Origin of the sequence: Streptomyces sp. NPDC005492 (genome assembly GCF_040605995.1) — a bacterium.
Lineage (GTDB): Bacteria > Actinomycetota > Actinomycetes > Streptomycetales > Streptomycetaceae > Streptomyces.
Genome location: NZ_JBEXDX010000010.1, coordinates 236,789 through 262,750, shown reverse-complemented (window position 1 = coordinate 262,750; position 25,962 = coordinate 236,789). Strand labels below are relative to the sequence as shown.

The following is a 25,962-nucleotide window of genomic DNA, read 5'->3' as shown; positions in this document are numbered from 1 at the left end:
CGCCGCCCGGCCCGAGGAGTGGGACACCGGCACCGGCCGCGTCCGGCCCGATCCTCCGGCGACGGCTCCCCGCGCTGCGAAGAAATCCGCCCGCCGCCCGCCCGTGACCGCAAGCCGTTCGGCACGACGATGTGACCCACGACTCCGACCGCCGTTCGAGAAAACTTCCTCGCGATGGTCCGAACGTTTCGGCGCGCTCCGGCGTCGTAGAGGAAACGCGGGAAGGGGAGGGGTGTCTGTGCTGCGCAGAAAAGCCCGCCGCGCCCAGGAGGCGGACGATCCGCTGGACGCGGCCCAGGAGCGGCGGGTGCGGGCGGTGCTCGCGCTCGGCGGGGTGCCGCAGACGGACCTGGCGGACGGGGTCCAGCAGGTACGGCTGCGGTTGCTGGAGCGGACGGCGAGGGGCGACGAGGCGCCGCGCGATGTCTCGGCGTGGGCGGCGGTCGTCGCCTCGAACCTCGCCATGGACTGGCACCGGGCCAAGCGCCGTCAGGAGCGGATCGGTGAACGCCTGTCCGCGCTAAGGCAGTTGGAGCACGCCCCGGTCGAGGACGAGAGCGTGCTCTCCCTCGCCGTGGCGCAGGGTCTGGACGAACTGCCCGACGCCCAGCGGCAGGTGCTCGTCCTGCGTTTCTACGCCGACCTGCCCGTGCGCGGGATAGCCCAGCAACTCGGCATCCCGGAAGGCACGGTGAAGAGCCGGCTGCACTCCGCGGTCCGCGCCCTGCGCGACCGCCTGCACGAGGACGAGGTGGTGTGACGTGGCTGCCGAACACGACGCCGAGTACGACGGCGTGGACGCGCTGATGGCCGCGATCACGGACGAGCCGCTGCCGGAGGCGGCCCGCGCCGACACCGTGTTCATGGCCGAGCACCGGGCCGCGAGCGCCGATGTGGCGCTGCTGCGCGAGCAGTTGGGAATCATCGGGGAGACACTGGCGGCTCCCCGGGCACCGGAACCGGTGATCAGGACCCGCCCCGCCCGCCGACGCCGGCCCGCCCTGCGCGCCCTCTCCTATGGCACCCTCGCCCTCGCGGTCGTCGCCACGATGATCACCGGACTCGCCTGGCTGATCGCCCACAACGGGGCCTCGGACTCCGCGTCGGGCGGCAGCGCGGACTCGAAGGCGGGCGAGACGCAGGACAAGGGCGCCGACACCCCGGGCCCGCTCTCCGACCCGGAGCTGTACGTGTCCTGCTCCCGCCTCCTCGTCGAGGGGACGGTCACCGAGGTGCGGCCGGGCTCCGACCCGAGCAAACGGATCACGCTCGCCGTCACCCGCTCCTACCGGCCCGCCCACGGCCCGGCCGACGTCACGGTCGTCCTGCCCGCCGGTGCGTCTCCGGCACCGCGCCAGGGGCAGCACGTGCTGGTCGGCGTCCCGAAGGGCGCGGACACGGCGACCCTCTGGGCCGTCGGCGACGACGCCGTCGCCACGGACCGCGCCGCGATCGTGGACGCACTGGCCGACGCCGGTACGGTCACCTGCCCGACTGGCTGACGAACGGGAGGGGTGGGCGCCCGGACGGACGCCCGCCCCTTCACCGTCGTAGCGAGGGCTACGGCGTGACCTTCTCGATCTTGACGCTGTCCAGGCCCGCGATCGTCGACGCGCTCGCCGGCGCCGGCAGTGTCACGTGCCCGACCGGCTGACGAAGGGGAAGGGCGGGCGCCCGCACGGACGCCCGCCCCCCTCACTGCCGTAGCGACGGCTACGACGTGACCTTCTCGATCTTCACGCTGCCCAGGCCCGCGACCGTGCCGTGCGTGTCGACCAGTTGGACCTGGCCGAAGAACTCGCGGCCCGCCGGAGCGGCGGCCAGGGCGGTGACGCTGCCGGAGACGGTCGCCGAGGCGCCCGTGCCGAGCGTGACCGGCGTGGAGTCGTCGACGCTGACCGTGCCGAGCGCGGCCGAGTAGAAGACGTCCAGGTAGTCGTACGCGGTCGAGCCGGACGGCACCGAGTAGCCCGCGACCTCGACCGTGTACGTCCCGGCGGCCGGCGACGCGATGGACACCGCCTCCTCCGAGTCGCCGTCGGCGGAGGTGCCGACGACCGTCCCGGCGGCGTTCTTCACCGTCAGGTCCAGGTCCGCCGAGGTGTCCGAGACATTGCCGATGGACACGTCCAGCGAGGTGGCACCGGCGGGCACGTCGACCGTGGTGGTCTGCGTGACGCCCTCGGTGATGGTGGGCCGCGCGGTCAGCGAGGAGCCGAGCGGGCCGCCCTTCAACGTGCCGGTCAGGGCCGCGTAGTTGTTGGTCACCTTCCAGGAGGCGGCGGTCGGGGTGCCGACCTTGGCCTCGGGCACGGTCACGGTCTCCGGGTCGAAGGCCACGCCGAGCACGGTGGCGTCCAGCTTGTACGGGTTGTCGAGATACGGCGAGGTGCGGCGCGCCTCCACCTCGATCTCCCAGACACCGGCCTGCGGGTCGGCGTACGACCGCACGTCGGGCTTGCAGCCGTTGCCGTCGAGGTAGTTGTTGTAGCAGTACGGAGTACCCGTGTTGTCGACCGGAACGCCGTACGGATGGATGGAGATGAACCGCGTCTGGCTGTTCGCCTTCAGCCCGCTCATCGCGACCTCAAGGGCCTTGGCCCCGGCCGGGACGGTCACGAAGTACGACTGTGTGCTGTTGCGCTGCACCGAACTCGACTTGGAGTAGGTGTAGTTGACGGGCGTGGAGACCACGACCGTCGTCAGGACCTGCCGGTCGACGCCCTCGGTCTTCGGGTCGTCGACCTCCAGGATCGCGCTCTTGATGCCCGAACTCCGCGGCGCCGCCTGCACCTTGACGGTCACCGGCTGGTTCAGCGGCAGCTTGACCTCGTCCGAGCCGACGATCCGGAAGGTGTCACCGGCGTTGTTCTCGAAGTGCAGCTCGTGCCGAACGGCCTTGTCCGCGCCGCTGGTTCGCGTGATGACGACGTCGTACGTCTTCTTCGCGCCGGCCTTGAGGCCGCCCTCGCGGTCGTAGAGACCGGTGCCGAAGCCCGGGGTCACCAGGGCGGCGTCGAGCGCGGTGTCGACGGGTGCCTTGACCGTGTACGTGTGGGCGGTGGCGCCGTCCCTGATGGACTTCCACGCGTCCACGATGTTGATGAGGCCCGCGCCCTCCTCGTACGCCTGAACGCCCTTGATGTGATCGGCCGTTGAGGTCAGCGCCGTGCGCAGCGTCGCCGGGGTGAGCGCGATGTGCCGCTGCTTGGCGGCGCTCAGCAGCAGCGCGGAGGCGCCCGCGGCCTGCGGGGAGGCCATCGAGGTGCCCTGGAGCATCGAGTAGCCGGCCGGCAGCGAGTAGCCCGCCTCGGCGACCGGGGAGCCCGGCAGCCAGGTCTGGGTGGAGTTGATCGCGGCGCCGGGCGCGACGAGCGTCGGCGTGAAGCCGCCGTCCTCACGCGGGCCGCGCGAGGAGAACGGCAGCAGTTGGTACGAAGTCGACACCTGCGAGCCGTAGTTGGCGGCCCACGTCTGCTTCGAGATGGAGGCGCCGACCGAGATCACCTTGTCGGCGAGGCCGGGGTCCCCGATGGTGTTCGCGCCCGGACCGGAGTTCCCGGCCGAGATCACGAGCTGCACGCCGTAGGTGTCGATGAGCCGCGTGTACAGCTCGTTGCGCGCACCGCTGCCGTCGTTCAGCGCGGGCAGGCCGCCGATCGACATGTTGACGATGTCGACACCGCGGTTGACGACGAGGTCGATCATGCCCTCGGTGAGCGCCACGTTGGTGCAGCCGCCGGTCCAGGTGCAGGCGCGGGACGACACGATCTTCGCGCCCGGGGCCTCGCCGCTCATCTTGCCGCCGAACAGGCCGTTGGCCGCGGTGATACCGGCGACGTGCGTGCCGTGCTCGGACTCGATGACCCCGATGTTCACGAAGTCGGCGGTCTTGCCGACCCAGGACCCGCCGTACGGGTCCATCGGGACGTCCTTGCGGATCTGCACGACGAACGGCTGCCGCTCGACGACGTCCGTCGCCGGGTTGTCGGTACCGAAGTACCCGATCTGGTAGCCGTCCTTGTACGGCTTCATCGGGGTGTCGTCGCCGAAGTCCTGGTTGTTGTTCAGGTCGACCGTCACCGTCCCGGCCGCCGCGTCGTAGAGCACGCCCCACGAGTCGGTGGTGTCACCGTCCCGGTTCGCGTCGCCCGCCGCGTCACCGCCGGTGGTGTACGACTCCTTGAACGTGCTGATCTCGTACGACCCCGCGGGCGCCGTCCACGTCGAACCGCCGTAGGTGAAGGTCGGCCCTGTGACGGCCGACACCATCGGGCGCCAGGTCTGGTCGCCGTCGACGATCGGGTCGGTCGAGGTGACCCAGTCGACGATCTTGCGCTCGCCGGTGGTGGTCTTCTGCAGCGCGGGGTGACCGAGGTCGACGCCGGAGTCGAGGATGCCGATGGTGATGCCCCGGCCGTCCGCCTTCGGGTTCTTCTTCACGAAGTCGACGGCGCCCGTCTCGAAGGACGGGTTGTACGGGTTCTCGGCGGGGGTGGTCTTGCTCGGCCCGGAGTAGGTGGCCGTCGTCTTGGTGGCGCTCTTCGCGGTGTCCGCGCTCGGTGTCGGATCGTCGAGCGCGATCTCCTGCCGCAGGTCGATGGCCTGCACGGAGGACAGCTTCGCGGCGGCGGCGATCGCCGAGTCCGCCTTGGCCGTGGGGACAGTGGCGCGGACGTACCCGAGCTTGTCGTAGGTGCGGCCCACGGAGCCGCCCTTGACCGCGTCCAACTGCCCGGCGACCTGCTCGGTCTGGCCGGGAGCGGTGGCGATCATCATCGTGACGTTCTTGTCGCCGTCGGCCTTGGCGGCGGCCAGCAGATCGGCGTCGTCCGAACCGAGCTTGGCGGCGGCGGACTTGACGGTGCCGTCGGCGGGAGTACTGCTCGACGGCGCGTCGGCGGAGAAGGCCATGGGTATCGGCCCGGCCGCGGAGAGCGCGGCGACGAGACCGGCGGCCACGGATATCCGGGCCACGCGTCTCTTGGGGGTGAGGGTCATCGGCATCCCTTGTAGGTGAAGAATCCAGTGCCGGACGAGCGCACAGCTTTACCCAAGGGACAGTTGTTTGGGAAGAGTTGACCGAAACGATATGGACGTATGGGGAAAACCCCCTATGTGAACCGGGGGTTCAGGACTCCTTCGTGCGGGCGTAGTGGCGGGACGCTTTCGCGCGGTTGCCGCAGGCCGCCATCGAGCACCAGCGGCGGGTGCCGTTGCGCGAGGTATCGAAGAAGTGCAGGACGCACGCCTCGTGGGCGCAGCGGCGGATGCGGTCGGGGGCGGTGGAGAGCAACTCCAGGTAGTTGCGCGCCGCGAGCCATCCGGGACCCCACCTCGGGTCCCTGAACTCGGGGATCTCGCCGGGACCTTCAGCGGTGAGGGTGGCCCGGATCCTGCCCTGATCGAGTACGAGGTCGAGGTCCTCCGTCCGGGCGCCGTCCACCGCCTTGCTGAGCGCGTCGCGCGCGATCTTGGTGTGCAGCAGGGTGATCGGATTCGCCTCGAACCGCCCGTCGAGCCCGTTCGCACCGAGCCACACCGCGAGCCCGCCGGGGCTGGTGAGCAGATCCTGCACGGCCCCGTCCCGCATCCACCGCGTGTTGAGCAGATCGAGGGCGAGCGGCTCGCCGACGAGCGGCCGGGGGCCGGGGGCTGGGGCGGCGGTGGGGGTCATGGAGAAGCTCCCTTCTGATCTAACCGGTCAAGACTACGTGACCGGTTGACCCTCTCTAATCTAACCGTTAACGTCATCTACAACGGTTATGTCAGAGGAGGGCTTTTCCATGACCCTGCACGCCGGCCACATCGGCCTGAACGTCACCGACCTCGACCGCTCGCTCGCCTTCTACCGGGACGTCCTCGGATTCGCACTGCTGGCCGAGGGCAAGGAGGACGACCGCCGGTACGCCTTCCTCGGCGACGGCGGCGACCACCCCGTCCTCACTCTGTGGCAGCAGGCGCAGGGGCCGTACGGCGGTGACCGCGCCGGTCTGCACCACCTGGCGTTCACGGCCGACTCGATCGAGCAGGTCGGGCGGTACGAGGAGGCGCTCAAGGCCTACGGCGCCGACTTCGCGTACGAGGGTGTGGTGGCCCACCGCGAGGGCGCGGCCTCGGGTGGCATCTTCTTCCACGACCCGGACGGCACCCGCCTGGAGATCTCCGTGCCACACGGCGCCGAGAACGCCCCGGCTCCGCACACCGACGCCCCGACCTGCGGCTTCTTCTAGCCAAGGGGACGGTCAACGAGCCAAGGAGGCAGTCGTGGAGACCTATCACGCGGGTTCCCGTGCCGTGCAGGACCGTGCGGGGGTGCGTGATCTCGCCGATCACGTCGGACAGATCATCGGCCAGGGCATCAAACCCGTGGCCGCCGCCTTCCTCGAACTCCAGCCCCTCCTGATCCTGGGCGCGGCGGCCCCGGCGACGGGCCGGGTCTGGGCGTCTCCGCTCACCGGCCCACCCGGTTTCGTCCGGGCGACGGGCCCGCACCAGATCTCGGTCACCGGCGGAACTGGTGCCACCGACCCCCTGACCCCGGCCCTCGCCCAAGCACGGGACCTGCCTGTCGGCACGGTCGCCCTCGATCCCCGCACCCGCCGCCGTATGCGAGTCGACGGCCGACTCCGGTCCACCGCACGGGGGTTCGCGATCGAGGCGGAGCGGGTGTTCGCCAACTGCCCGAAGTACATCCAGCGCAGAGAGTCCTACGAGACGCTCACCGACCGCGAGCCCGTGGCTACCCGGATCGGCGACCAACTGACCCCGACCCAGGCCGAGTTCATCGCCGCGGCCGACACCTTCTTCCTCGCCAGCGTCCACGAGCACGGCGCCGACGCCAGCCACCGGGGCGGCAACCCGAGCTTCGTGCAGGCCGTTTCACCCCACGAGCTGACCTGGCGGGACTACCCGGGCAACGCCATGTTCCTCACCCTCGGCAACCTGGCCACCGACCCACGCGCCGGCCTCCTCTTCCTCGACTGGGACACGGGCTCGACACTCCAACTCACCGGTGAGGCACGGACGGAGTTCGGCGCGGACGGAGAGCGCAGGGTGCGCTTCACCCTCGCCGAGGCCGTCGAGAGCCCCGGCGCGCTCCCGCTGCGCTGGTCCGCCCCCGAATACTCACCTGCCAATCCGGAGCCGGCACGCTAGCGTCTGCGGGTGCGCAAGAAGCTGAGGGTCGCCGCCTACGCCGTCTGTGTCCGTGACGGGCAGCTCCTGCTGGCTCGCTCGCCCGCCGAGGGTGGCGGGTATGAGTGGGTGCTGCCCGGGGGTGGCATGGATCACGGCGAGCATCCGAACGACACGGTCGTGCGGGAACTGGAGGAGGAGACCGGCTACCAGGTCGAGATCACCGGATTCCTCGGAATGGACTCGTTCCACTACCCCCACCTCCGCCGCTTCGGACGCACGACGGACCACCAGGGCCTCCGGCTCGTCTACGAGGCCCGGGTCGTCGGCGGTGAGCTGCGGCACGAGATCGGCGGCTCCACCGACATGGCCGCCTGGCACCCGCTGGACGAAGTGCCCGGCCTCACCCGGGTCAGGTTGATCGACGTGGCGCTGCGGCTGTGGCGGGAGCGGCCGGCCGTCGGGCGGGTCCCGGAATAGCTTCAGTACCCCGCCAGATGAACACTGAGTAGCCGCCCCCCGGCGGCTCGACGAGCGTTCGCGAACGCACAGGGGGCGCCAAGATCCACGTACGGTGATCGGCGCTACGCGTTGCCGTCTCGTTTACGCGCAGGTCATCCCCGATGCCAAGCATCCAGTACGAGCGGGAAGTTCGCGACCGCGATCGAAAACCGATCGACGCGAACCCCCGCGACCACTGCCGACGCAGTTCGTACTCGGGGAGATCGCGCCATGTCGCGCACACGCTCTGTCGCCAGCTCCGCGCTGGGGGTCAACCGCCGTACCGTCCTCGCCGCCACCGCGGCCGTGTCCGTCTCCGCAGGTGTCGGTTACGCCCTGAGGCCCACCGACAGCCAGGCCGCCACCACCGACGCCGCAGGCACCAACGCCGCCGAGGCGCCCGTCGCGCACTCCCGCGTCGCGCCCGCCGCACCCCTCGCCCCGTACACCAAGGGCACCACTCTCGCCACGGTCGCCGCCCCGCGCACCGGCTCCGGTTTCCGCCGCCTCGGTGACGGCGCCGGGTGGAAGCGCGTCGTGCGCGCCGACCTCGCCGCCGCCAAGTCCGGGCGCGCGGGCCGCCGTACGGCACTCGCCTCGTTCGTGCAGTTCACCGACCTGCACCTGATGGACAGCCAGCACCCGCTGCGCCTGGAGTACCTGCGCTCGACCGACAAGCACGCCTGGCGCCCGCACGAGGCGCTGACCGTGCAGGGCGGGATCTCGCTGGTCGAGCGGGTCAACGCGCTGCGCGGCGCCCCGGTGACCGGCTCCCCGCTGCACTTCGTCATGACCACCGGCGACAACACGGACAACAACGCCAAGTCCGAGCTGGAATGGTTCATGAAGATCATGAGCGGCGGCCGCTTCACCCCCAACACGGGTGACCCGCGTCACTACGAAGGCGTCCAGAGCAGCGGCCTCAAGCTGTACTGGCAGCCCGAGTCCACCCTCCGTGACGGCGACAAGCAGGTCGGCTTCCCGCACCTCAAGGGCTTCCTGGCCGCCGCGATCCGCGAGGTCCGCAGCCCCGGCCTCAACCTGCCCTGGTATTCCACGGTCGGCAACCACGACGCGCTGCCGCTCGGCTGCTTCGGCTCCCACGCCGACCCCTACCTCACCGAACTCGCCATCGGCGGCAAGAAGTTGATGACCGCGACCGCGGCCGAGGCGAAGAAGCTGCAGAACTCGATCCGGGACGCCAAGGACCCCAAGGGCACCGGCTACCGCGACTTCCTCAAGGCGCACGCCCGCTCCATGCACTCGGTCACCCCGGATGAGAAGCGCGCCCCGTACACCCAGGCCGAGTACCTCAAGGCTCACCTGGACCCGGCCTACCAGGGCCTCGGCCCGGTCGGCCACGGCTACTCCTCCGCGAACGTCGACGCGGGCACGCAGTACTACGCGTTCCGCATCGCCGACGACGTGATCGGCATCAGCCTCGACACCACGGACGCGGGCGGCCACTACGAAGGGTCCATCGGGGCAGCGCAGTTGAGGTGGCTGGACAAGACGCTGCGCGACAACAAGGACTCGTACGCGGTGATCTTCAGCCACCACACCAGCAAGACGATGGACAACACCCGCCCCGACCCGGCGCACCCCACCGAGCGCCGCTACGAGGGCTCGGCGGTCATCGCCCTGCTCGGCAGCCACCCGAACGTGCTGGCCTGGGTCAACGGCCACATCCACCGCAACGTGATCACCCCGCACTCGGCACCCGACGGCCGCAGCTTCTGGGAGATCTCCACCGCCTCGCACGTCGACTATCCCCAACTCGCCCGTGTCATCGAGCTGGTGGACAACAAGGACGGCACGCTCTCGCTCTTCACCACCCTGATCGAGTCCGCGGCCCCGCACCGCACCGACTTCTCCGACCTCACCCAGACCGGCCTCGCGGCCCTCTACCGCGAACTGTCGTACAACGCGCCGGGTTCCAGCACCGCGCTCGGCGGCGACGCGAAGGACCGCAACACGGAGCTGATCCTCAAGAAGAGCTGACCCGGGGAAAGGCTGAAACTCGCTCAACTGACCCATAGGCGGGCAACCTTCACGCTGTCCCACCGTGTCCCTCCCCCCGACCGAGCCGACCCGGGCTCAACCGAGGGGGAAGACATGGCAGTTGCAGTGCGTACGGCGCTGATGGGTGCGACGGCGGTCGCGGTCACCGTGGCTCTGGCGGGACCCGCGACGGCGGCGCCCGCCGGAGGGAACCACGCGGCGACCCGGCAGGCGCTGAAGGCGGCCGTCGAGGACGGTGTACCGGGCGTGACCGCCACGGTGAAGGACGGGGGCGCCACGTGGTCGGCGACGGCCGGTGTGGGCAACCTCCGCACCGGCAAGGGGCGTTCGACCGACGACCGGTACCGGGTGGGCAGCATCACCAAGACGTTCGTGGCGACGGTGCTGCTCCAACTGGAGGCGGAGGGCCGCCTGTCGCTCGACGACACGGTGGAGAAGTGGCTGCCGGGCGTGGTCCAGGGCAACGGCAACGACGGCGCCAGGATCACGATCCGCCAGCTCATGAACCACACCAGCGGCATCTTCAACTACACGGCCGACGACGACTTCGGCCGTACGTACTTCCTCAAGGACGGCTTCTTCCAGCACCGTTACGACACGAAGACCCCGGCCGACCTGGTGGCGATCGCCATGTCCCACAAGCCGAACTTCGCGCCGGGCACGTCGTGGAGCTACTCCAACACGAACTACGTGCTCGCGGGCATGGTGATCCAGAAGGTCACCGGCCACTCGTACGCCACGGAGATCCGCCACCGCGTCATCGACCCCCTGAAGCTGACGGCGACCTCGCTCCCGGGCACGAAGGCGACCCTCCCGAGCCCGAGCAGCCGCGCCTACGGCAAGCTGGCGGAGACGGCGACGGGCCCGACGTACGACGTCACGAACCTCAACCCGTCCATCGCCTCCTCGGCCGGCGAGCTGATCTCCGACTCCTCGGACCTCGACCGCTTCTACAGCGCGCTGCTGCGCGGAAAGCTGCTCCCGGCGAAGCAACTGAAGGAGATGAAGACGACAGTGGCGGCCGGCGACAGCCCGACCACGCGCTACGGCCTCGGTCTCGCCGACATCACACTGCCCTGCGGCGTCCACGTCTGGGGCCACGACGGCGGCATCCACGGCTCCCAGTCCGCGGCCGTGACCACGGCGGACGGCAGGCACTCGCTGGCGTTCAACTTCAACGGCGACTGGTCAGGGGACGCGGGAGCGGTGGTGGTGGGGGAGTTCTGCGGGACGTGAGAACGGCCCCGTGTGGCGGTTGATGAGGAGCAGCACGCAGCAGACGAGGAAGCAGGCAAGTCCCGCGTACAGCAGGGGCGAGACCCAGAACCACACTTCTTCGGTGCTGTGGCCGCTGGTCCATTGGCAGGTGAGGGACGGAGGGAAGCTGTCCACGTGCACGGAGGTCAGCCTGTAGTCCCGCCCGGCGTCCATGTACACACCGTCGCCGGTCCTGTCGCCGCACAAGTCCTTCGGGTTCGTAAAGGCGAGCCCGTAGAGGGTTCCGGCCCCGTAGGCGGCGATCGCGGCCGCGATTCCGGTGACCGCCCAGCGGGCCGGCCGCGAGGGCTTCTTCCTGGTCACCCACAGCGCGTAGGGAATCGCGCCGACGGCGAAAAGGAAGATGGTGATCGCGGGTGGACCGAAGAGAGCGAACACAGACACCATGCACCTGACATTAGCCCGCGGCACCGATCTTGCCCGGCCCGTAAACCTCTCACGAAATAATCATCAAAATTGTTAACAATCTGTGGCTCCGCCTCAGGCTACCGCCCTACAGTCTGGGACTCGTCAGTAACTTCCCGCACAAGGAGGCCCACAGGTGGAGATCAACCGTAGGACCGTTCTCCGGACCGCTACGGGCGCCGCCGCGCTGGTCGCGTTCGGAACCGCCGAGGGCGCGACCGGCACGGCATTCGCCGCCACCTCGTCGTCGAGCAGCTCGTCGAGCACGGCCTCGGCGTACTCGCTGGAGTTCGATCCCACCGCCTGGTCGTACGACGCGACGAACGACGTGTACTACCAGATCGGCAAGGTGTTCGTCACGAACCCGGCCGCCACGGACTACGAGAACCTGTCGATCTACGTTCCGGGCGCCTACCTGACGGCGACCAAGAACAGCGACGGTACGACGTACACCGCGAAGCCCAACCCGAAGGGCACCGTCGGCGCCTACTCGGGCCGCACGGCGCCCATCGTGATACCGGTCAACACCCCCGGCTACGCCGCGCAGAAGCCGGCCACGTCCTACAGCTACACCAGCGTCTCGCAGTACCTGAAGGCCGGGCAGATCTACGTGTGGCCCGGCCTGCGCGGCAAGGACAGCTCGACCAGCACCCGCAACGACGCCGCCCCCTGGGCCGTGACCGACCTCAAGGCCGCGATCCGGTTCCTCCGGTACAACAAGAGCCTCCTGCCCGGCAGCACGGACGACATCGTCCTGTTCGGCATGAGCGGCGGCGGCGCCCAGGCCAGCGTGGGCGGTTCATCCGGCGACAGCCCCCTCTACTACCCGTACCTGCGCTCCCTCGGCGCGGCGATGGAGGACGCCCATGGGCGCCCCCTCAGCGACGCGGTCGCCGGCGTCATGGCCTGGTGCCCGATCACCAACCTCGCCGAGGCCAACCTCTCCTACGAGTGGAACATGGGCCAGTTCGCCTCCACCGGCACCCGCGCGTCCACCACGTGGACCAGCGCCTACTCGGCGGACCTCGCGAAGGCCTGGCCGAAGTACCTCAACCGCCTCGGCCTGCGCGACGAGCACGGCAAGCGCCTTCAACTCGCCGATTCCAGCGACGGCACCTACCTGGCGGGCAGTTACTACGACCACCTCATCAAGGTGATCACCACCTCGCTGAACAACTTCCTCTCCGACAACACCTTCCCGTACACCATCACCACGCAGGGCGGCCCGCCCGGATCGGGCCAGACGGGAACCTCGACCACGTACGCGACGGTCGAGGACTACATCGCCTACCTCAACACCAGCAGCACGTGGGTCACTTACGACGCCACGACCAACACCGCCACGGTGTCCGGCCTCGAAGGCTTCGTCGACAGCCAGAAGAACGCGAACAAGCCGGTCGGCGCGTTCGACGGCTACTCCCGCGGCCAGGGCGAGAACAGCGTCTTCGCGATGGCGCTCAACGACCCGTCCCACTTCGCCCCGCTCACGCGGGACGTCGTCCGCGCGAACGAGTCGAAGTACGCGACGTTCTCCGACTGGAACACCGACTACGGCTCCGCGTCGTACGACAGCGACTTCGCGCAGAAGGACACCGTCGGCAAGGACATGATCTGGCGGGGCAACGCCTACAACCCGCTGTACTTCCTCGCCCCCACCCTCGGCGGCTACCGGCGCTCCACGGTCGCCCGCCACTGGCGCATCCGCACGGGCATCATGCAGGGCGACACGGCCAACACCACGGAGATCAACCTCCAGTTGGCCCTGGAGAACTACGGCGTCGACTCCGTCGACTTCGCCACGGTCTGGGCCATGGCGCACACCATGGCCGAGCGCACGGGCGACTCGACGACGAACTTCATCAGCTGGGTGGAGACCATCGTCAAGTAGCCGTTGCTTGGGACACTCCGGGCGCCTGACCGAGCGGTTTCGGTCGGGCGCCCGGTTCGTTGTCAGAGGTGCGCGAGGAACGGTGCCCAGGCGGAGGCGGGGAGGTGCAGCGCGGGGCCGGTGGGGTTCTTGGAGTCGCGGATGGCGATTTCCCCGGGGGCGGGGAGGGCGGCTTCGACGCAGTTGTTGCCTGTGCCGTCGCTGTAGGACGACTTGAACCAGGTGAGTTCGGGGGTCATGGAGTTACAGCTCTCGTTGCAGTCGGTGCAGGAAATCGGACGTGTCCTCAGGGGGTAGCGCTGATGCTGTCATGGCTTCGAACCGGCGTGTGAAGAGGTCTACTTCACGGGGCTTGTCCGACGTCGAGAGGGCTCCCCAAGCGTTGTCGATCTGGACGCGTGGCGGGAACTCGTTGCCGAAGTCGAGGATCGCGAAGTCATGGGTGGCCCGGTAACTCCAGCGGTACGGCAGAACCTGGATGGTGACGTGGTCCCATGACGACAACGTCCCCAGCCGTGCGTACTGTTCGTGCATCACTTCGGCACCTCCGACCGGGTACCGCAGGGCGGCCTCTCCGAGGATGACGTGCAGCCTGACCGGGGCTTCTCGGGTCAGCACCTCCTGGCGTTCCATCCGAACTGCCACGCTACTGCGGATGACTTCGGTCGTGGTCTCCTCGATCGGCTTCTGTACCTCGTGCAGAGCGCGCGCATATCGCTCGGTCTGGAGCAGGCCGTACACCAGCGTCGGGTGGTACGCCTTCATGGACTGGGCCTCCGGCTCCAGCCCGACGAACGCCGGCATTCCCGCGGGCATCCGGCCCCGGTGCTGAGTGAGCCAATCCTGTTGGCCGGACTCCCGGTTGAGGCTGATCAGCGAATCGATGACCTCCTCGTCGTGGACTCCGTACTTGGTGAGCAGCTTCCGTAGGTCGCCCACATTGCGGAAGTTGAGGGAGCCCGTCTCGATGCGTTGCAGGGACGGCTCGGAGATCCGCAGGCCCTGGACGGCATGCCGACGAGTCATTCCCGTTCCGGTCTCCGTCTCGCAGTTCTCCCGTAACTGACGCAGTTGCAGGCCGAGTTCCAGCCGTTGTGCCGTGCGCCCGCGTTTCGTAGCCATGCGTACCGCCCTTGTGCTCCAGCACCTTGTGCTTGCCGTCGTGTGCGGAGTGTTACATCCCGTGAGCGGCCCGCGCAGCCGCTTGTGCAGATTCGGGCATAGTCCACTTTCTGAACTACTGAATTTTCAGCGGTAGTTCGATTGCAGCTCCGGGTGCGGGACGAACACGCTGGTGCAACCCCCTACTTGGAAGGCAGCCATGCACTGGTCCACCAGCTACCCGCTGACCACCCCCAGCGTCCGCCTCGCCCGCCTCCACACCCGCCGCCACCTCACCCTCTGGAACTGGCCCGGCGACATCGAGGACGCAGTCCTGGTCACCTCCGAGCTGGTCGCCAACGCCGTCCGACACGGCCGGCTCCCCGGGCACGAGCTGTGGCTGCGGATGGCCGTAGACGAAGAAGAGAAAAACGAGCTGACGATTGACGTCTCGGACCCCGTCCGAACCCTCCCCGTGATCCGCCCCGAGTCCGACGAAGCGGAAGGCGGCCGGGGTCTCCTCATCGTCTCCGGAGTCGCCGCCTCACTCGACTGGTTCCTCCGCGACGACCTCGGCAAGACCGTCCGCGCCCGCCTGGCCTGCGGCTCGTTCCAATTGACCCGCGGATAACCAACCGGACTCAGACACGAGACACCGAGTTCATTCGTACGAAATGTCCGTGCCGCCTCATAACGGCTAACCCGCTGTTCACGGGGATGGCTCGATTCATACGCAAGGCGGGTGGTCGTGTGCGCGCGAGACACGAACTGCACGTGCTGTCGGTCTACGAAGGCTTCTTCTCCGGGGGAGCCCGAATCGTCCACAGCGACGTCATCATGGGACTCGTGGAGGGCGGCCAGCATCATTCGGTGCTGAGCATCCACGGCGAAGTACATCGAGAAGCGACCCGGCAGGCCATGGAGAACGACGCCTGCTATCAGCGACTGACCGCGGCCGGCGTCGGTGTCTCCACCCTCGGCCGCAGCTTCGGCGGCGACCGGGATCCCGACGGCACCGTCAGCGACGGCTTCACCGGACCCGAGCTGGCCGACGCGGCCCGCGCCCTGGCCGGCGCCGATGTCGTCCTGTCGCTCAAGGAGCAGCCGCTCTCCCTGCTGAACCAGGCGGGTCTGCCCCGCCGCCCGGTCGTCGTGACCCTGCACCGCTCGGACCCCGAACACCAGGGCGCCGCCCTCGACGAGCTGAAGACCGCCATCGCGGACGGCAAGGTCGTCGCCTGTGTCTGCTGCGCGGAGTCCACCCGCGATGCCTACCAGGCCGCCGGCATCCCGTCCGAGGTCCTCCACGTCATCCCCAACGGTGTCGATCTGCTGCGCTTCCGGCCCGACCCGGCCCGGCGGCTCGCGTTCCGCGCGTCCCTCGGCATCCCGGACACCGCCCCCGTCGTGGTGTTCGCCGCCCGCTACGCCGCGATGAAGAACATCCCGCTCTTCCTCCGCGCCGCCCGTGCATGGCTACGGCGTGAACCGGCCGGTCATGTGCTGATGTGCGGCACGGGCATGACCGCCGACGACCAGCCCGCCCTCTCCGCCGACATCGACGACGCCTTCGGGGACGAGCGAGCCGATCTCGCCGACCGGCTCCATCTCCTCGGCGTGCGGCGTGACATGGAGACCGTCTACGCCGGGTCCGACGTCGTCGCGCTGACCTCGTCCTTCGGCGAGGCCGCGCCCCTGTGCCTGATCGAGGGCATGATGTGCGGGGCCGTACCCGTCGCCACCGATGTCGGCGACAGCGCCTCCATCGTCGCCGGGCACGGCATCATCACGCCCTCCGACCCGGACGCCATCGCGTCCGCCTGGACCGAGGCGGTCGTAGGTCGTACGGAGTTCGCCCGGGCGCATGCCCGCAGCCGTGAACGCTTCAGCCGTACGCGCATGATCGCCTCGTACGCCGCCCTCATCGACGGCCTCCACGCTGGGCACTCGACCACCACGGCCACTCCTCCTCCGCTGCCCGAACCCCTGTAGACACGCATGAGGAGGGGCCATCGGTCCGACCGGTGGCCCCTCCTCTCCCCTCCTGATGCGGTCCCGGTCCGTCACTACCGGGGCAGCACCACGACATACGCGGCGGGATCGCGGTCGCTGGACGCCATCAGCGCCGTACGGACCACCGCCGCCTGCTGATCCATCGCGTCACGCAGCTTCTTCGGCGTGATGTGGACGACCGTGATGCCGAGCCGTTCCAGGTGCTCGCGCTTGCGTGCGTACTCCGACCACAGGGCGTCGTCGTCCTGCCGATGGCCTTGACGGGGCGCGCGGGTGTCGAGTTCCACCGCGACGGCCTGTTCCGGCCAGTACGCGTCCAGGCCGCCAAGTTGGGGGCCGCCGGGCAGCCGGAGATCCACGTTCCACACCGGGTCGGGGAGGCCGTACTCGCTCACCATCCGGTAGAGGCGGTCCTCGGCGATCGCGCGGCCCTCGGCCAGCAGCGAGTCCACCGCGTCCACCACGTGCGGGCGGCTGAGCAGCTTGGCGTTGTTCAACTCCCGTACCACCGCGGCCGGTTCGCAGTGGCCGCCGCGTACCGCCTCGGTGAGCAGCACGCGGACCGCGTTCGCGTCGGACAGTTCGGCCACCGCGTCCGCGAGGGCGCGCGGCACCGGGGCGACCGGGACGCCCTGCACCTGCTGCGGGGTGGGGAGCGCCGGGGTGCGGACGATGCGGGCGCAGCCCGTCGAGCGCAGCCTGCGCAGCCGGGGGACCAGGACGTCGATGCGGTCCAGGGACGGCAGCGGCGGGGCCGAGGCGAAGCCGTGCAGGGTGAGGGCGGCGAGGCCGGTGACCATCGTCTCGGCGTACGTCGGGCGGTGCGGTTCCTCCGCGCCGGGCTGGACCGGGACCCCGGTCGTCCGCTCCCGCGCCGCGTACAGCAGCACCGCGTGCAGCCGCTCCTCGCCGGTGGGCGGGCCGGGGTGCAGCAGGACGATGCCGGGGAGGAACTGCTGCCAGGGGCCGCCGGGGCGGCACTGCTCGTTCACCTCGGCGGCCGGGACGCCGTGCGACCGGAGCTGAACCGTCGTCAGGACGCGGCGGTGCACCTCGGAGAGGTGGCTGAGGGGGCGGGGGGAGAGCGGGGTGTTGTGGTTCATGAACCGGGGTTTCCCGCGCCGGATCCGGTCCCTAACCGCTGTTACACACCCGTCGACAAATACAGACAACGCGGTACTAAAGGACAGGCGTTCGGGTGCCGAGTAGGCGCTGAAAACCCCTGGTCCAGATGGGTGGCACCAGGGGTTACGGCTGCGATTACCTGTATTCAGTAACGGTCACACAGAGGCCAATCACAGGCCAAAGGATCAGTCCCTGACGGCGACCGCCTGCGCCCGCAGCGCCCGCGCCAGATCGTCCCGTGCCTCCAGCACCAGCCGCCGCAGCGCCGGCGCGGCCCCCTCGTGCGCGGTCAGCCACGCATCCGTCGCGTCCAGCGTCGCCTGCCCGTCCTCGGCGGTCGGGTGCGCCGGGAACAGGCCCCGCACCACGTCCATGCCGATCTGGATCGTCCGCTTTTCCCACACCCGCTCGATCGCCGCGAAGTACTTCTCCGTGTACGGCGCGAGCAGCTCCCGCTGCGAGGGCTGCGCGAACCCCGCGATGGTGGCCTCGACGAGAGCGTTGGACAGGGAGTCCGACTCGACGACCTGCGCCCACGCCTGCGCCTTCACGGCCGCCGAGGGACGCGCGGCGAGACAGCGGACCTGGTGGCGCTTGCCGGACGCGGTGTCGTCGCGGGCGAGTTCGGCGGCCACCGCGGACTCGTCCGCCGCGCCGTGCGCGACCAGCGGCTCCAGGAACGCCCAGCGCAGCTCCTGGTCGACGGCCAGGCCCTCGATCTTCTCCGTACCGTCCAACAGGCCCTGGAGCAGCGCCAGTTCGTCCGGCGCCAACGCCACCGACGCGTAGAAACGCGCCCACGCCAACTGCTGCTCACTGCCCGGCTCGGCGTCCCGCAGATCCCGCAGCGCGATGTGCGCCAGCAGCTTCGCGCCGGTCTCCCGCCACCACGGCGGCGAGTAGTTGACCAGCGCCGAGTTCGCCCAGCCGTGCAGCATCTGGAGCACACCGATGTCCGTCTCCCGGCGCCCGAACCGCATCACCAGATCGATGAAGTCCGGCGCGAGCAGCAACGCGTCCCGCGTCATGTTCCACAGCGCCGACCAGCACAGGGCACGGGCCATCGGGTCGGTGAGCGCGCCGAGGTGGTTGCGCAAGGTGACGAGGGACGTCGTGTCGAAGCGGGTCTTGGCGTACGTGAGGTCCTCGTCGTTGACGAGGATCAGCTCCGGGGCGTCCGCACCGGCCAGTTCCACCACGACCGTGCGCGGACCGTCGACGTCGACCTCGGCCCGCTCGTACCGCACGAGACGGTCGTTCTCCATGCGGTAGAGGCCCACCACGACCCGGTGCGGGCGGAGTTCGGGGTGCGACTCGGCGGCGTCCTGAAGCACCGTCAGCTCGGCGATACGGCCGCTCTCCACGTCCAACACCACTTGCGGGGTGAGGGAGTTGACCCCGGCCGTCTGCAACCACGACCGCGCCCAGGACGCCATGTCCCGGCCGCTCGTCTCCTCCAGCACCGACAGCAGATCATCGAGGCGCGTGTTGCCGTACGCGTTCCGCTTGAAATAGCGGCGCGCGCCCTCCAGGAACGCGTCCTGGCCGACGTACGCCACCAACTGCTTCAGTACGGAAGCCCCCTTGGCGTACGTGATGCCGTCGAAGTTGAGCTTCGCGTCCTGGAGGTCGCGGATGTCGGCGGTGATCGGATGCGTGGAGGGCAACTGGTCCGCGCGATAGGCCCACGCCTTGCGGCGGTTGGCGAAGGTGATCCAGGCATCGGTGAAGCGGGTCGCGCCGACGTTCGCGAACGTGCCCATGAAGTCGGCGAACGACTCCTTCAGCCACAGGTCGTCCCACCACTCCATGGTGACGAGGTCGCCGAACCACATGTGCGCCATCTCGTGCAGGATGACGTTGGCCCGGCCCTCGTACGACGCCCGCGTCACCTTCCCCCGGAAGATGAACTCCTCGCGGAAGGTGACGAGCCCCGGGTTCTCCATCGCCCCGAGGTTGTACTCCGGCACGAACGCCTGGTCGTACTTCCCGAACGGGTACGGGTAGTCGAAGTGGTCGTGGAAGAAGTCCAGCCCCTGCTTGGTGATCAGGAAGACGTCGTCGGAGTCGAAGTGCGGCGCCAGCCCCTTGCGGCACATCGCGCCGAGCGGGATCTCCAGCGTCGTACCGTCGTCGAAGGTACGGGAGTAGGAGTCCGTGACGTAGTGGTACGGGCCCGCCAGGAACGCCGTGATGTACGTCGAGATCGGCTTCGTCTCCGCGAACTTCCATACGCCGTCCGTGAGTTCACCGACGCCGTTGCTCCACACCGTCCAGCCCTCGGGCGCCCGCACCTCGAAGCGGAACGGCGCCTTGAGGTCCGGCTGCTCGAAGTTGGCGAAGACGCGCCGCGAGTCGGCCGGCTCGTACTGGGTGTAGAGGTAGGTCTCGCCGTCCTCGGGGTCGACGAAGCGGTGCATGCCCTCGCCGGTACGGGAGTACGCGCACCGCGCGTCGACGATCAGCTCGTTCTCGGCGGCCAGGTCCTCCAGTTGGATCCGGGAGCCGTCGAAGACCGCGCCCGGGTCCAGGTCCCTGCCGTTGAGCGAGACGGCGGTGACGCCCGGTGCGATCAGGTCCGCGAAGCTCGCCGCGCCCGGCTCGGCGCAGCGGAAGCGGATGGTGGTCACGGACCGGAAGGTCCGCGGCCCCTGCCCCTCTCCGGCGTCGTCACCCACCGCCGAGCGCAGGTCGAGGGACACGTCGTACCCGTCGACGGACAGCAGGGCGGCCCGCTCCCGGGCCTCGTCGCGGGACAGATTCTCACCGGGCACGGGCGGTACTCCCTCGGCAGGTGTTCGATATGTGGACAGGGGTGATCCTGCCATGCACACCTGTCGCCGGGCATCGGGAATGGGGACGGGGCGGTCTGGTGTTGCCCCGGGAAACAGGCGTATTCCCTAGGAGAGACATGTCCGAGACCGCGACCACCTCCTCGACCGGCTCCGCGAAGACCCCCGTCGACTTCTGGTTCGACCCGCTGTGCCCCTGGGCCTGGATGACCTCGCGCTGGGTGCTGGAAGTGGAGAAGGTCCGGGACATCGAGGTCCGCTGGCATGTGATGAGCCTCGCCGTGCTGAACGAGGACCGTCTCGACGAGCTCCCCGAGCAGTACGCCGAGAACATGCGCCCCGGCGGCAAGTCCTGGGGCCCGGTCCGTATCGCGATCGCCGCCCAGCAGCTGTACGGCAACGACGTCGTCGGCAAGCTGTACACCGCGCTCGGCACCCGCATCCACAACGAGGGCATGGGCGTGACCAACGAGTCCATCGCCGCCGGCCTGGCGGACGCGGGCCTGCCGGCCGAGCTGATCGACTACGCCGAGAAGGACACCTACGACACCGAGCTGCGTGCCTCCCACAAGGAGGGCATCGAGAAGGTCGGGCAGGACGTCGGCACCCCCGTCATCGCCGTCCCCGGCCCCGACGGCGAGCAGATCGCCTTCTTCGGCCCGGTCGTCACCCCCGCCCCCAAGGGCGAGGAGGCGGCCCGCCTCTGGGACGGCACGATCGCGGTGGCCTCGGTCCCCGGCTTCTACGAGCTCAAGCGGTCGCGGTCCAAGGGCCCGGACTTCAGCAACCTGTAGGGACTACTCGTCCGGCTTGGGGAAGAAGCCGCCGTCCTGCCAGTTCAGGTGCCGCTGAAAACGGCGGCACCCCGGGACGGCACACCGTATGTACGCCTCGGGGGCGAAGTCCGGCTTCTGCCCCCGGACGTACACCTTCTCCTTGTCGTCCAGATCACGGAACTCCCGCAGCGGCCCACGGCAGCCGGGACACCACTTGTGCACCATGTCGAACCTCCACGCGAGAGCGTAAGCGCCCCCGGGGCAGTACCGCAGCCCGAGATCAGACCCCGCCGCGCTCACGTCCCCGCGCCGTCGCCAGCCGCGCGAGATGGTCGGCGTACCCCTTGGCGTAGTACGCGGCCCGCCCCGGGTCCGGCTCGACGACCTCCGTCGGCCGGGTCCAGGCGGCCGTGTCGAGCGGGACCCCGTACCGCTCGGCCGCCGCGAGCACCGCACCCCGCGCCCCCACCTCGCCCTCCACGACCCGCAGCGGCCGGCCCAGGACATCCGCGAGAAGCCGCATCCAGGCGGGGCTGCGCGTCCCGCCGCCGCACACCGCGAGGGAACCCGTCAGCCCCGCCGCCTCCAGACAGTGCCGGGCCGCGTACCCGATGCCCTCGCAGGTCGCGCGGATCAGATCGGCGGGGGTCGACTCCAGGGAGACGCCGGTCAGTTCGGCGCGGAGGCGGGGCTCGACGAAGGGCGCGCGTTCGCCGGAGGGCGCGAAATACGGGAGCACGCGTACGCCATTCGCGCCGGGCGGGGTCGCCGCGAGGAGCCCGTCCACCTCCTCGTGCCGGACGCCCGTCGTCGACAGCACCCAGTCCAGGGCCGCCGTACCGACCATCGCGGGCATGGCACGCAGCCAGTGCCCCGGCCGGTCGAGGGAGATGTACAGGCCGGCCGGCTCACCGGTCAGGTCCAGCTCGGTGGTCGCGACCAGGCTGGCCAGACAGGTCCCGACGATGAGCAGCCCGTCCCCGGGCTCCGTCACACCCGCGCCGAGCGCGCAGGCGGGCAGGTCGTACGGCCCGTTCGCGATGCGGGTGCCTGCGGGCAGGCCCCCCTCGCCGAGTGTCTCGGCCGTCGCGACGGGGTCGCTGACCGGGGCCAGCAGCCTCCGGCGCCGGGTCAGACCGAGAAGTTCGACGACACCGTTGTCGTACGACCGCGTCCGGGGGTCGAGGAACGGCATCGACGCGTCCGACACGTCGGTGGTGGCGGGCGCGCCCGTCAGCCGCTGGAACACCATGTCCTTGCAGTACAGGGCGTGCGCGGCCGCGTCCAGCGACTTGGGCTCGTACGCCGCGAGCCAGGCCAGCAGCGGGCCGGGACACCCCGGGAACATCGCGCTCCCCGTCCGCCGGAACACCGTCTCGAACGTCCCGTCCGCCAGCCACTGGTCCAGCAGTTCATGCGCCCGCCCGTCCATCCAGGACGCCGCCGCCCGCACCGGCCGCCCCTCCGCGTCCACCAGCCACACCCCGTCGCCCTGCCCGGTGAGCCCGGCCAGCTCGATCGGGCCGTCAACCTCTGCGGTGAGTTCGCTGAGCACGGCGACCACCGCGCCGTAGACCTCGTCCATGTCCTGCTCGACGAACCCGCCGTGCATCGACAACTCCACGGGCCTTGCGAATACGGCGAGTTGACGGCCTGTGGTGTCGAAGGCGGCGGCCTTCACCGTGGATGTGCCTACGTCGATTCCCACGTACACAACAACCTCCTCGGAGTTGGTGACACTGCTCAGGTCAGGCTGTGTGCCAGCGGTTGCCCACGTGTCCAACGCCCCACCTCCGCCGCCGCGATCCGCGCCGCCTTCTCCGCTACGGCCCTGGAGGCACCACCCAGATGGGGAGTCAGTACAACCCGGTCGGGGAACCCGAACAGCCGTGAACCGGTGGGCAACGGCTCGCGCGCATACGTGTCGAGGGCGGCCGCCGACACCTGCCCGCTCTCCAGCGCGTCGCACAACGCGTCCTCGTCCAGCAACGGACCGCGCGCCACATTCACCACCACCGCGCCGGGCCGCAGCAACGCCAGCTCGCGCGCACCGATCAGGCCGCGTGTCTCGGGCGTCAACCGGGCGTGCAGTGTGATGACTTGGGAACGCCGGAGGAGTTCGTCCAGCGACGGGACGCGCAGTCCGTGGATCTCGCCGTGCACATAAGGGTCGTACACCATCACGCGCGCCCCGAACGCGCACAGCGCCCTGGCCACCCGGCTGCCGACCGCGCCGTACCCGACCAACCCGACCGGCAGGTCCTCCAGCTCCAACCCGCTCCGCTCATAGGTGTAGTAGGCAGCGCCGTCCTCCCAACTGCCCTGCCCCGCGAGGAGTTGGTGCGCCTGCGGGATACGGCGCAGCGCCGCCAGCATCAGGCCGACGGTGAACTCGGCGGTCGCGGCGGCATTGCGGCCGGGTGCGAAGCACACCCGTACGTCGTGGGACTTCGCCGCGTCCAGGTTGACGTTGACGGGCCCGCCCCGGCACACGACGACCAGCCGTAGCTCCGGACAGGCGTCCAGCACGCGCTCAGTGACCGGCCCCATCTGGGTGACGAGCACCTGGGCGCCGCCACCGGCGCGCAGGGCGTCGATCACCTCGTCCTCGGCGTCGCCGGCCTCTTCGACCTCGGCGACGCTCCCGAAGGGCTCCAACGGCCAGCCGAGCGTCAACTCGGTGGTGGTGAAAGGGTGTTCGCGCAACTCCTCGGAAATCGCGGACGTGATCAGCGACGGCAGGACGAAATGGTCACCGGCGGCGACGACACGCAGGGTCTCGGTCATCGTGGGGCTCCCTCCCTCTTTGCCACGATGAACGGGGAATGCCGAATGCGTAACCCCTGTGGGAGGTCCGGATGATGTTCGAGGGTGCGGGCGAGGCATGGCTTGGGATCGACCTGGGCACGCAGAGCGTCCGCGCGCTGCTGGTCACGGCCGACGGCACGGTCCTCGGTGCGGGTGCCGCCCCGCTCGCCGGTCACCGGGACGGCGTACGGCACGAACAGGACCCGGGGGAGTGGTGGGAGGCGGTGTGCAGAGCGTCACGGGCGGCGCTGGCGGGGCGGGAGCCGCCAGGTGCTCGGATCGCCGGGCTCGCGGTCTGCGGTACCTCCGGGACCGTACTTCTGACGGATCCTCAAGGCCAACCGCTCACACCAGGGTTGATGTACGACGACGGCCGCGCTGTGGCGGAGGCGGCTCGCGTGGGGATGCAGACGAGCTGGGCACTGCCGAAGGCGCTGTGGCTGCGGGAGGCGTACGGACGGGGGCGGGTCACCCACCAACCCGACGTCGTTACGGCTCGATTGACGGGCGGGGTGGTGCCGACCGACTCCAGCCACGCGCTCAAGACGGGCTACGACCCGGAGGCCGAGGCGTGGCCGCCCCCACTGGCCGAGCTGGACGCGGTGTTGCCGGACGTCGTACGGCCCGGGACCCGTCTGGGTGAGGTCTGCCGAACGGCCGCCGAAGCGACCGGCATTCCCGCCGGTACCCCTGTCATCGCGGGTATGACGGACGGCTGCGCCGCGCAGATCGCCTCGGGGGCGCTGCGCTTCGGCGCGTGGAACTCGGTGCTCGGCACCACGCTGGTCCTCAAGGGTGCCTCCGCGAAGCCCGTCCGGGATGACGCCGGGGTGGTCTACAACCACCGTGCACCGGACGGAAGTTGGCTGCCGGGCGGGGCATCGAGCGTGGGTGCGGGCGCGCTGCCGACGGGGGTCGACCCGGCGTCGATGGACCTGCGGGCGGCCGCGTTCGAGCCGTCCGGCGCTCTCACCTACCCCCTCACCTCACCCGGCGAACGCTTCCCCTTCCTGGCCCCGGACGCCACCGCCTTCACCCTCGGCACACCGTCCTGCGAGGCGGACCGCTGGGCGGCGGTACTCCAGGGCGTGGCGTTCACCGAGCGCCTGTGCCTGGACTACCTCCACCACCTGGGCGCCGGGATAGACGGCCCGCTCACCTTCACGGGCGGCGCGGCCCGCAGCGCGTACTGGAACCAGCTCCGCGCCGATGTCCTCGGCCGCCCGGCCCGGGTGCCGGAACAGATCGAACCGGCCTTGGGAATGGCGGTGTTGGCGGCCCACGGGACGACCGGACTGCCTCTCGCCGAGGCCGCCGAGAACATGGTCCGCATCCGCATGGTCGTCGAACCACGACCCGCCCGCACAGCCCTCTTCACCGACCCGTACGCCCGCCTCGTGACCGAACTGGAGTCACGCGGCTGGCTGCCGACACCGGTCGCGGCACACGCCCGCACCCGCCTGAACCTGGATACTGACGCCCCATGAGCACCACCACCGCCACCACTCTTCTCCTGGCCCGCCACGGCCAGACCGTCTGGCACGCCGAGAACCGCTACGCCGGCATCAGCGACGTGGCCCTCACGGACACGGGCGTCGCCCAGGCGGAAGCCCTGGGCCGCTGGGCCGCCGCACACCCGGTCGACGCGATCTGGACCTCCCCCCTGTCCCGAGCCGTCCGCACAGCAGCCCCCACCGCCCGCGCCCTGCACCTCACCCCACACACCGAACCCGCCCTGACCGAATGCGACTTCGGGGTAGTGGAGGGCCGCACCCTCGCGGAGTTCGAGGCGGAGAACCCGGGCGCGGCGGAGGCCTTCCGCTCCGACCCGGTGGCTCATCCGTTCCCGGAGGCCGAGGACCCGACAGCGGCGGCCGCCCGCGGTGCAGCCGCCCTGCACCGCATCGCCACCGCCCACCCCGGCCGACGCGTCCTGGTCGTCGCCCACAACACCCTGCTACGGCTGGTGCTGTGCCGGTTGCTGTCGATTCCGCTGAGTGAGTACCGGCGGGTGTTTCCGCGACTGCGGAACGCTGCGGTGAGTGAAGTCCGGGTGCGGGAAGGGGCGTTCGCCCTGATGTCACTCAACGTGCCCTGTGGGGAGGGGGAGTGAGAG

Annotated in this window: 23 protein-coding genes; 13 read left to right on the top strand and 10 right to left on the bottom strand. The window is 69.9% G+C overall.

What is annotated here, in order from left to right:
• The first annotated feature begins 232 nt into the window (after window positions 1–232).
• Complete coding sequence (locus tag ABZT04_RS17215; RefSeq protein WP_356057234.1) at window positions 233–760, top strand: sigma-70 family RNA polymerase sigma factor; 528 nt, start codon at window positions 233–235, stop codon at window positions 758–760.
• A 1-nt stretch (window position 761) separates the two neighbouring features.
• On the top strand, window positions 762–1,502 hold the full coding sequence (locus ABZT04_RS17210) for a hypothetical protein (protein ID WP_356057232.1): 741 nt from the start codon (window positions 762–764) through the stop codon (window positions 1,500–1,502).
• A gap of 211 nt (window positions 1,503–1,713) precedes the next feature.
• On the opposite strand, the gene ABZT04_RS17205 is transcribed toward ABZT04_RS17210, so the two are convergent.
• A complete protein-coding gene (locus ABZT04_RS17205; RefSeq protein WP_356057230.1) occupies window positions 1,714–5,001 on the bottom strand; it encodes a S8 family serine peptidase in 3,288 nt (1,095 codons plus the stop codon).
• A 130-nt stretch (window positions 5,002–5,131) separates the two neighbouring features.
• Window positions 5,132–5,677, bottom strand: coding sequence for a CGNR zinc finger domain-containing protein (locus tag ABZT04_RS17200; protein ID WP_356057228.1), 546 nt, complete (start codon window positions 5,675–5,677; stop codon window positions 5,132–5,134).
• Window positions 5,678–5,786: 109 nt separating this feature from the next.
• On the opposite strand from ABZT04_RS17200, the gene ABZT04_RS17195 reads away from it, so the two are divergent.
• The 5 genes from ABZT04_RS17195 to ABZT04_RS17175 all read left to right on the top strand — a co-directional run bounded on the left by ABZT04_RS17195 (window position 5,787) and on the right by ABZT04_RS17175 (window position 10,896).
• Window positions 5,787–6,233: a VOC family protein gene (locus ABZT04_RS17195; RefSeq protein WP_356057225.1), complete on the top strand. Its 447-nt coding sequence runs from the start codon at window positions 5,787–5,789 to the stop codon at window positions 6,231–6,233.
• Window positions 6,234–6,267: 34 nt separating this feature from the next.
• The gene (locus ABZT04_RS17190) at window positions 6,268–7,158 is read left to right on the top strand and encodes a pyridoxamine 5'-phosphate oxidase family protein (protein ID WP_356057222.1); all 891 of its coding nucleotides are present in this window, start codon (window positions 6,268–6,270) and stop codon (window positions 7,156–7,158) included.
• 9 nt (window positions 7,159–7,167) lie between these two features.
• The gene (locus tag ABZT04_RS17185) at window positions 7,168–7,617 is read left to right on the top strand and encodes an NUDIX hydrolase (protein ID WP_356057219.1); all 450 of its coding nucleotides are present in this window, start codon (window positions 7,168–7,170) and stop codon (window positions 7,615–7,617) included.
• A 252-nt stretch (window positions 7,618–7,869) separates the two neighbouring features.
• Window positions 7,870–9,639 (top strand): TIGR03767 family metallophosphoesterase, encoded by a 1,770-nt coding sequence (locus tag ABZT04_RS17180; RefSeq protein WP_356057217.1) that lies wholly within the window; start codon window positions 7,870–7,872, stop codon window positions 9,637–9,639.
• A gap of 114 nt (window positions 9,640–9,753) precedes the next feature.
• Complete coding sequence (locus ABZT04_RS17175) at window positions 9,754–10,896, top strand: serine hydrolase domain-containing protein (protein ID WP_356057215.1); 1,143 nt, start codon at window positions 9,754–9,756, stop codon at window positions 10,894–10,896.
• Here ABZT04_RS17175 and ABZT04_RS17170 read toward each other — a convergent pair.
• On the bottom strand, window positions 10,849–11,325 hold the full coding sequence (locus ABZT04_RS17170) for a hypothetical protein (RefSeq protein ID WP_356057213.1): 477 nt from the start codon (window positions 11,323–11,325) through the stop codon (window positions 10,849–10,851). The genes ABZT04_RS17175 and ABZT04_RS17170 overlap by 48 nt on opposite strands.
• Before the next feature lie 154 nt (window positions 11,326–11,479).
• Between ABZT04_RS17170 and ABZT04_RS17165 the strand changes: the two genes are divergently transcribed.
• The gene (locus tag ABZT04_RS17165; protein ID WP_356057211.1) at window positions 11,480–13,231 is read left to right on the top strand and encodes an esterase; all 1,752 of its coding nucleotides are present in this window, start codon (window positions 11,480–11,482) and stop codon (window positions 13,229–13,231) included.
• A 62-nt stretch (window positions 13,232–13,293) separates the two neighbouring features.
• Here the strand turns inward: ABZT04_RS17165 and ABZT04_RS17160 are convergent, their stop codons facing one another.
• Window positions 13,294–13,470, bottom strand: coding sequence for a DUF397 domain-containing protein (locus tag ABZT04_RS17160; RefSeq protein WP_356057209.1), 177 nt, complete (start codon window positions 13,468–13,470; stop codon window positions 13,294–13,296).
• 4 nt (window positions 13,471–13,474) lie between these two features.
• Window positions 13,475–14,353 carry a helix-turn-helix transcriptional regulator gene (locus ABZT04_RS17155; protein ID WP_356057207.1) on the bottom strand — a complete coding sequence of 293 codons (879 nt, stop codon included), beginning with the start codon at window positions 14,351–14,353 and terminating at the stop codon, window positions 13,475–13,477.
• A 199-nt stretch (window positions 14,354–14,552) separates the two neighbouring features.
• Between ABZT04_RS17155 and ABZT04_RS17150 the strand changes: the two genes are divergently transcribed.
• The gene (locus tag ABZT04_RS17150) at window positions 14,553–14,963 is read left to right on the top strand and encodes an ATP-binding protein (RefSeq protein WP_356057205.1); all 411 of its coding nucleotides are present in this window, start codon (window positions 14,553–14,555) and stop codon (window positions 14,961–14,963) included.
• A gap of 143 nt (window positions 14,964–15,106) precedes the next feature.
• Window positions 15,107–16,324, top strand: coding sequence for a glycosyltransferase family 4 protein (locus ABZT04_RS17145; RefSeq protein ID WP_356057265.1), 1,218 nt, complete (start codon window positions 15,107–15,109; stop codon window positions 16,322–16,324).
• Between the two features lie 74 nt (window positions 16,325–16,398).
• Here the strand turns inward: ABZT04_RS17145 and ABZT04_RS17140 are convergent, their stop codons facing one another.
• Entirely contained in the window at window positions 16,399–17,448 is a 1,050-nt protein-coding gene (locus tag ABZT04_RS17140) for a hypothetical protein (protein ID WP_356057202.1), read from the bottom strand.
• 207 nt (window positions 17,449–17,655) lie between these two features.
• Window positions 17,656–20,244 carry an aminopeptidase N gene (pepN, locus tag ABZT04_RS17135; RefSeq protein WP_356057200.1) on the bottom strand — a complete coding sequence of 863 codons (2,589 nt, stop codon included), beginning with the start codon at window positions 20,242–20,244 and terminating at the stop codon, window positions 17,656–17,658.
• Window positions 20,245–20,381: 137 nt separating this feature from the next.
• Between pepN and ABZT04_RS17130 the strand changes: the two genes are divergently transcribed.
• Window positions 20,382–21,056 carry a DsbA family protein gene (locus ABZT04_RS17130; RefSeq protein ID WP_356057198.1) on the top strand — a complete coding sequence of 225 codons (675 nt, stop codon included), beginning with the start codon at window positions 20,382–20,384 and terminating at the stop codon, window positions 21,054–21,056.
• A 3-nt stretch (window positions 21,057–21,059) separates the two neighbouring features.
• On the opposite strand, the gene ABZT04_RS17125 is transcribed toward ABZT04_RS17130, so the two are convergent.
• Genes ABZT04_RS17125 through ABZT04_RS17115 form a run of 3 tightly spaced genes read right to left on the bottom strand, consistent with a single transcriptional unit; the run spans window position 21,060 to window position 23,825 of the window.
• Window positions 21,060–21,263, bottom strand: a complete 204-nt coding sequence (locus ABZT04_RS17125; RefSeq protein WP_356057196.1) for a hypothetical protein — start codon at window positions 21,261–21,263, stop codon at window positions 21,060–21,062.
• Window positions 21,264–21,318: 55 nt separating this feature from the next.
• Window positions 21,319–22,752 (bottom strand): FGGY-family carbohydrate kinase, encoded by a 1,434-nt coding sequence (locus tag ABZT04_RS17120; protein WP_356057194.1) that lies wholly within the window; start codon window positions 22,750–22,752, stop codon window positions 21,319–21,321.
• 29 nt (window positions 22,753–22,781) lie between these two features.
• Window positions 22,782–23,825 (bottom strand): 2-hydroxyacid dehydrogenase, encoded by a 1,044-nt coding sequence (locus tag ABZT04_RS17115; protein ID WP_356057192.1) that lies wholly within the window; start codon window positions 23,823–23,825, stop codon window positions 22,782–22,784.
• A 71-nt stretch (window positions 23,826–23,896) separates the two neighbouring features.
• Here ABZT04_RS17115 and ABZT04_RS17110 point away from each other — a divergent pair, with 71 nt between their 5' ends.
• Window positions 23,897–25,333: an FGGY-family carbohydrate kinase gene (locus tag ABZT04_RS17110; protein WP_356057190.1), complete on the top strand. Its 1,437-nt coding sequence runs from the start codon at window positions 23,897–23,899 to the stop codon at window positions 25,331–25,333.
• Window positions 25,330–25,959, top strand: coding sequence for a histidine phosphatase family protein (locus ABZT04_RS17105; RefSeq protein ID WP_356057189.1), 630 nt, complete (start codon window positions 25,330–25,332; stop codon window positions 25,957–25,959). The genes ABZT04_RS17110 and ABZT04_RS17105 overlap by 4 nt, the downstream gene beginning before the upstream one ends.
• The last annotated feature ends 3 nt before the right edge of the window (window positions 25,960–25,962 follow it).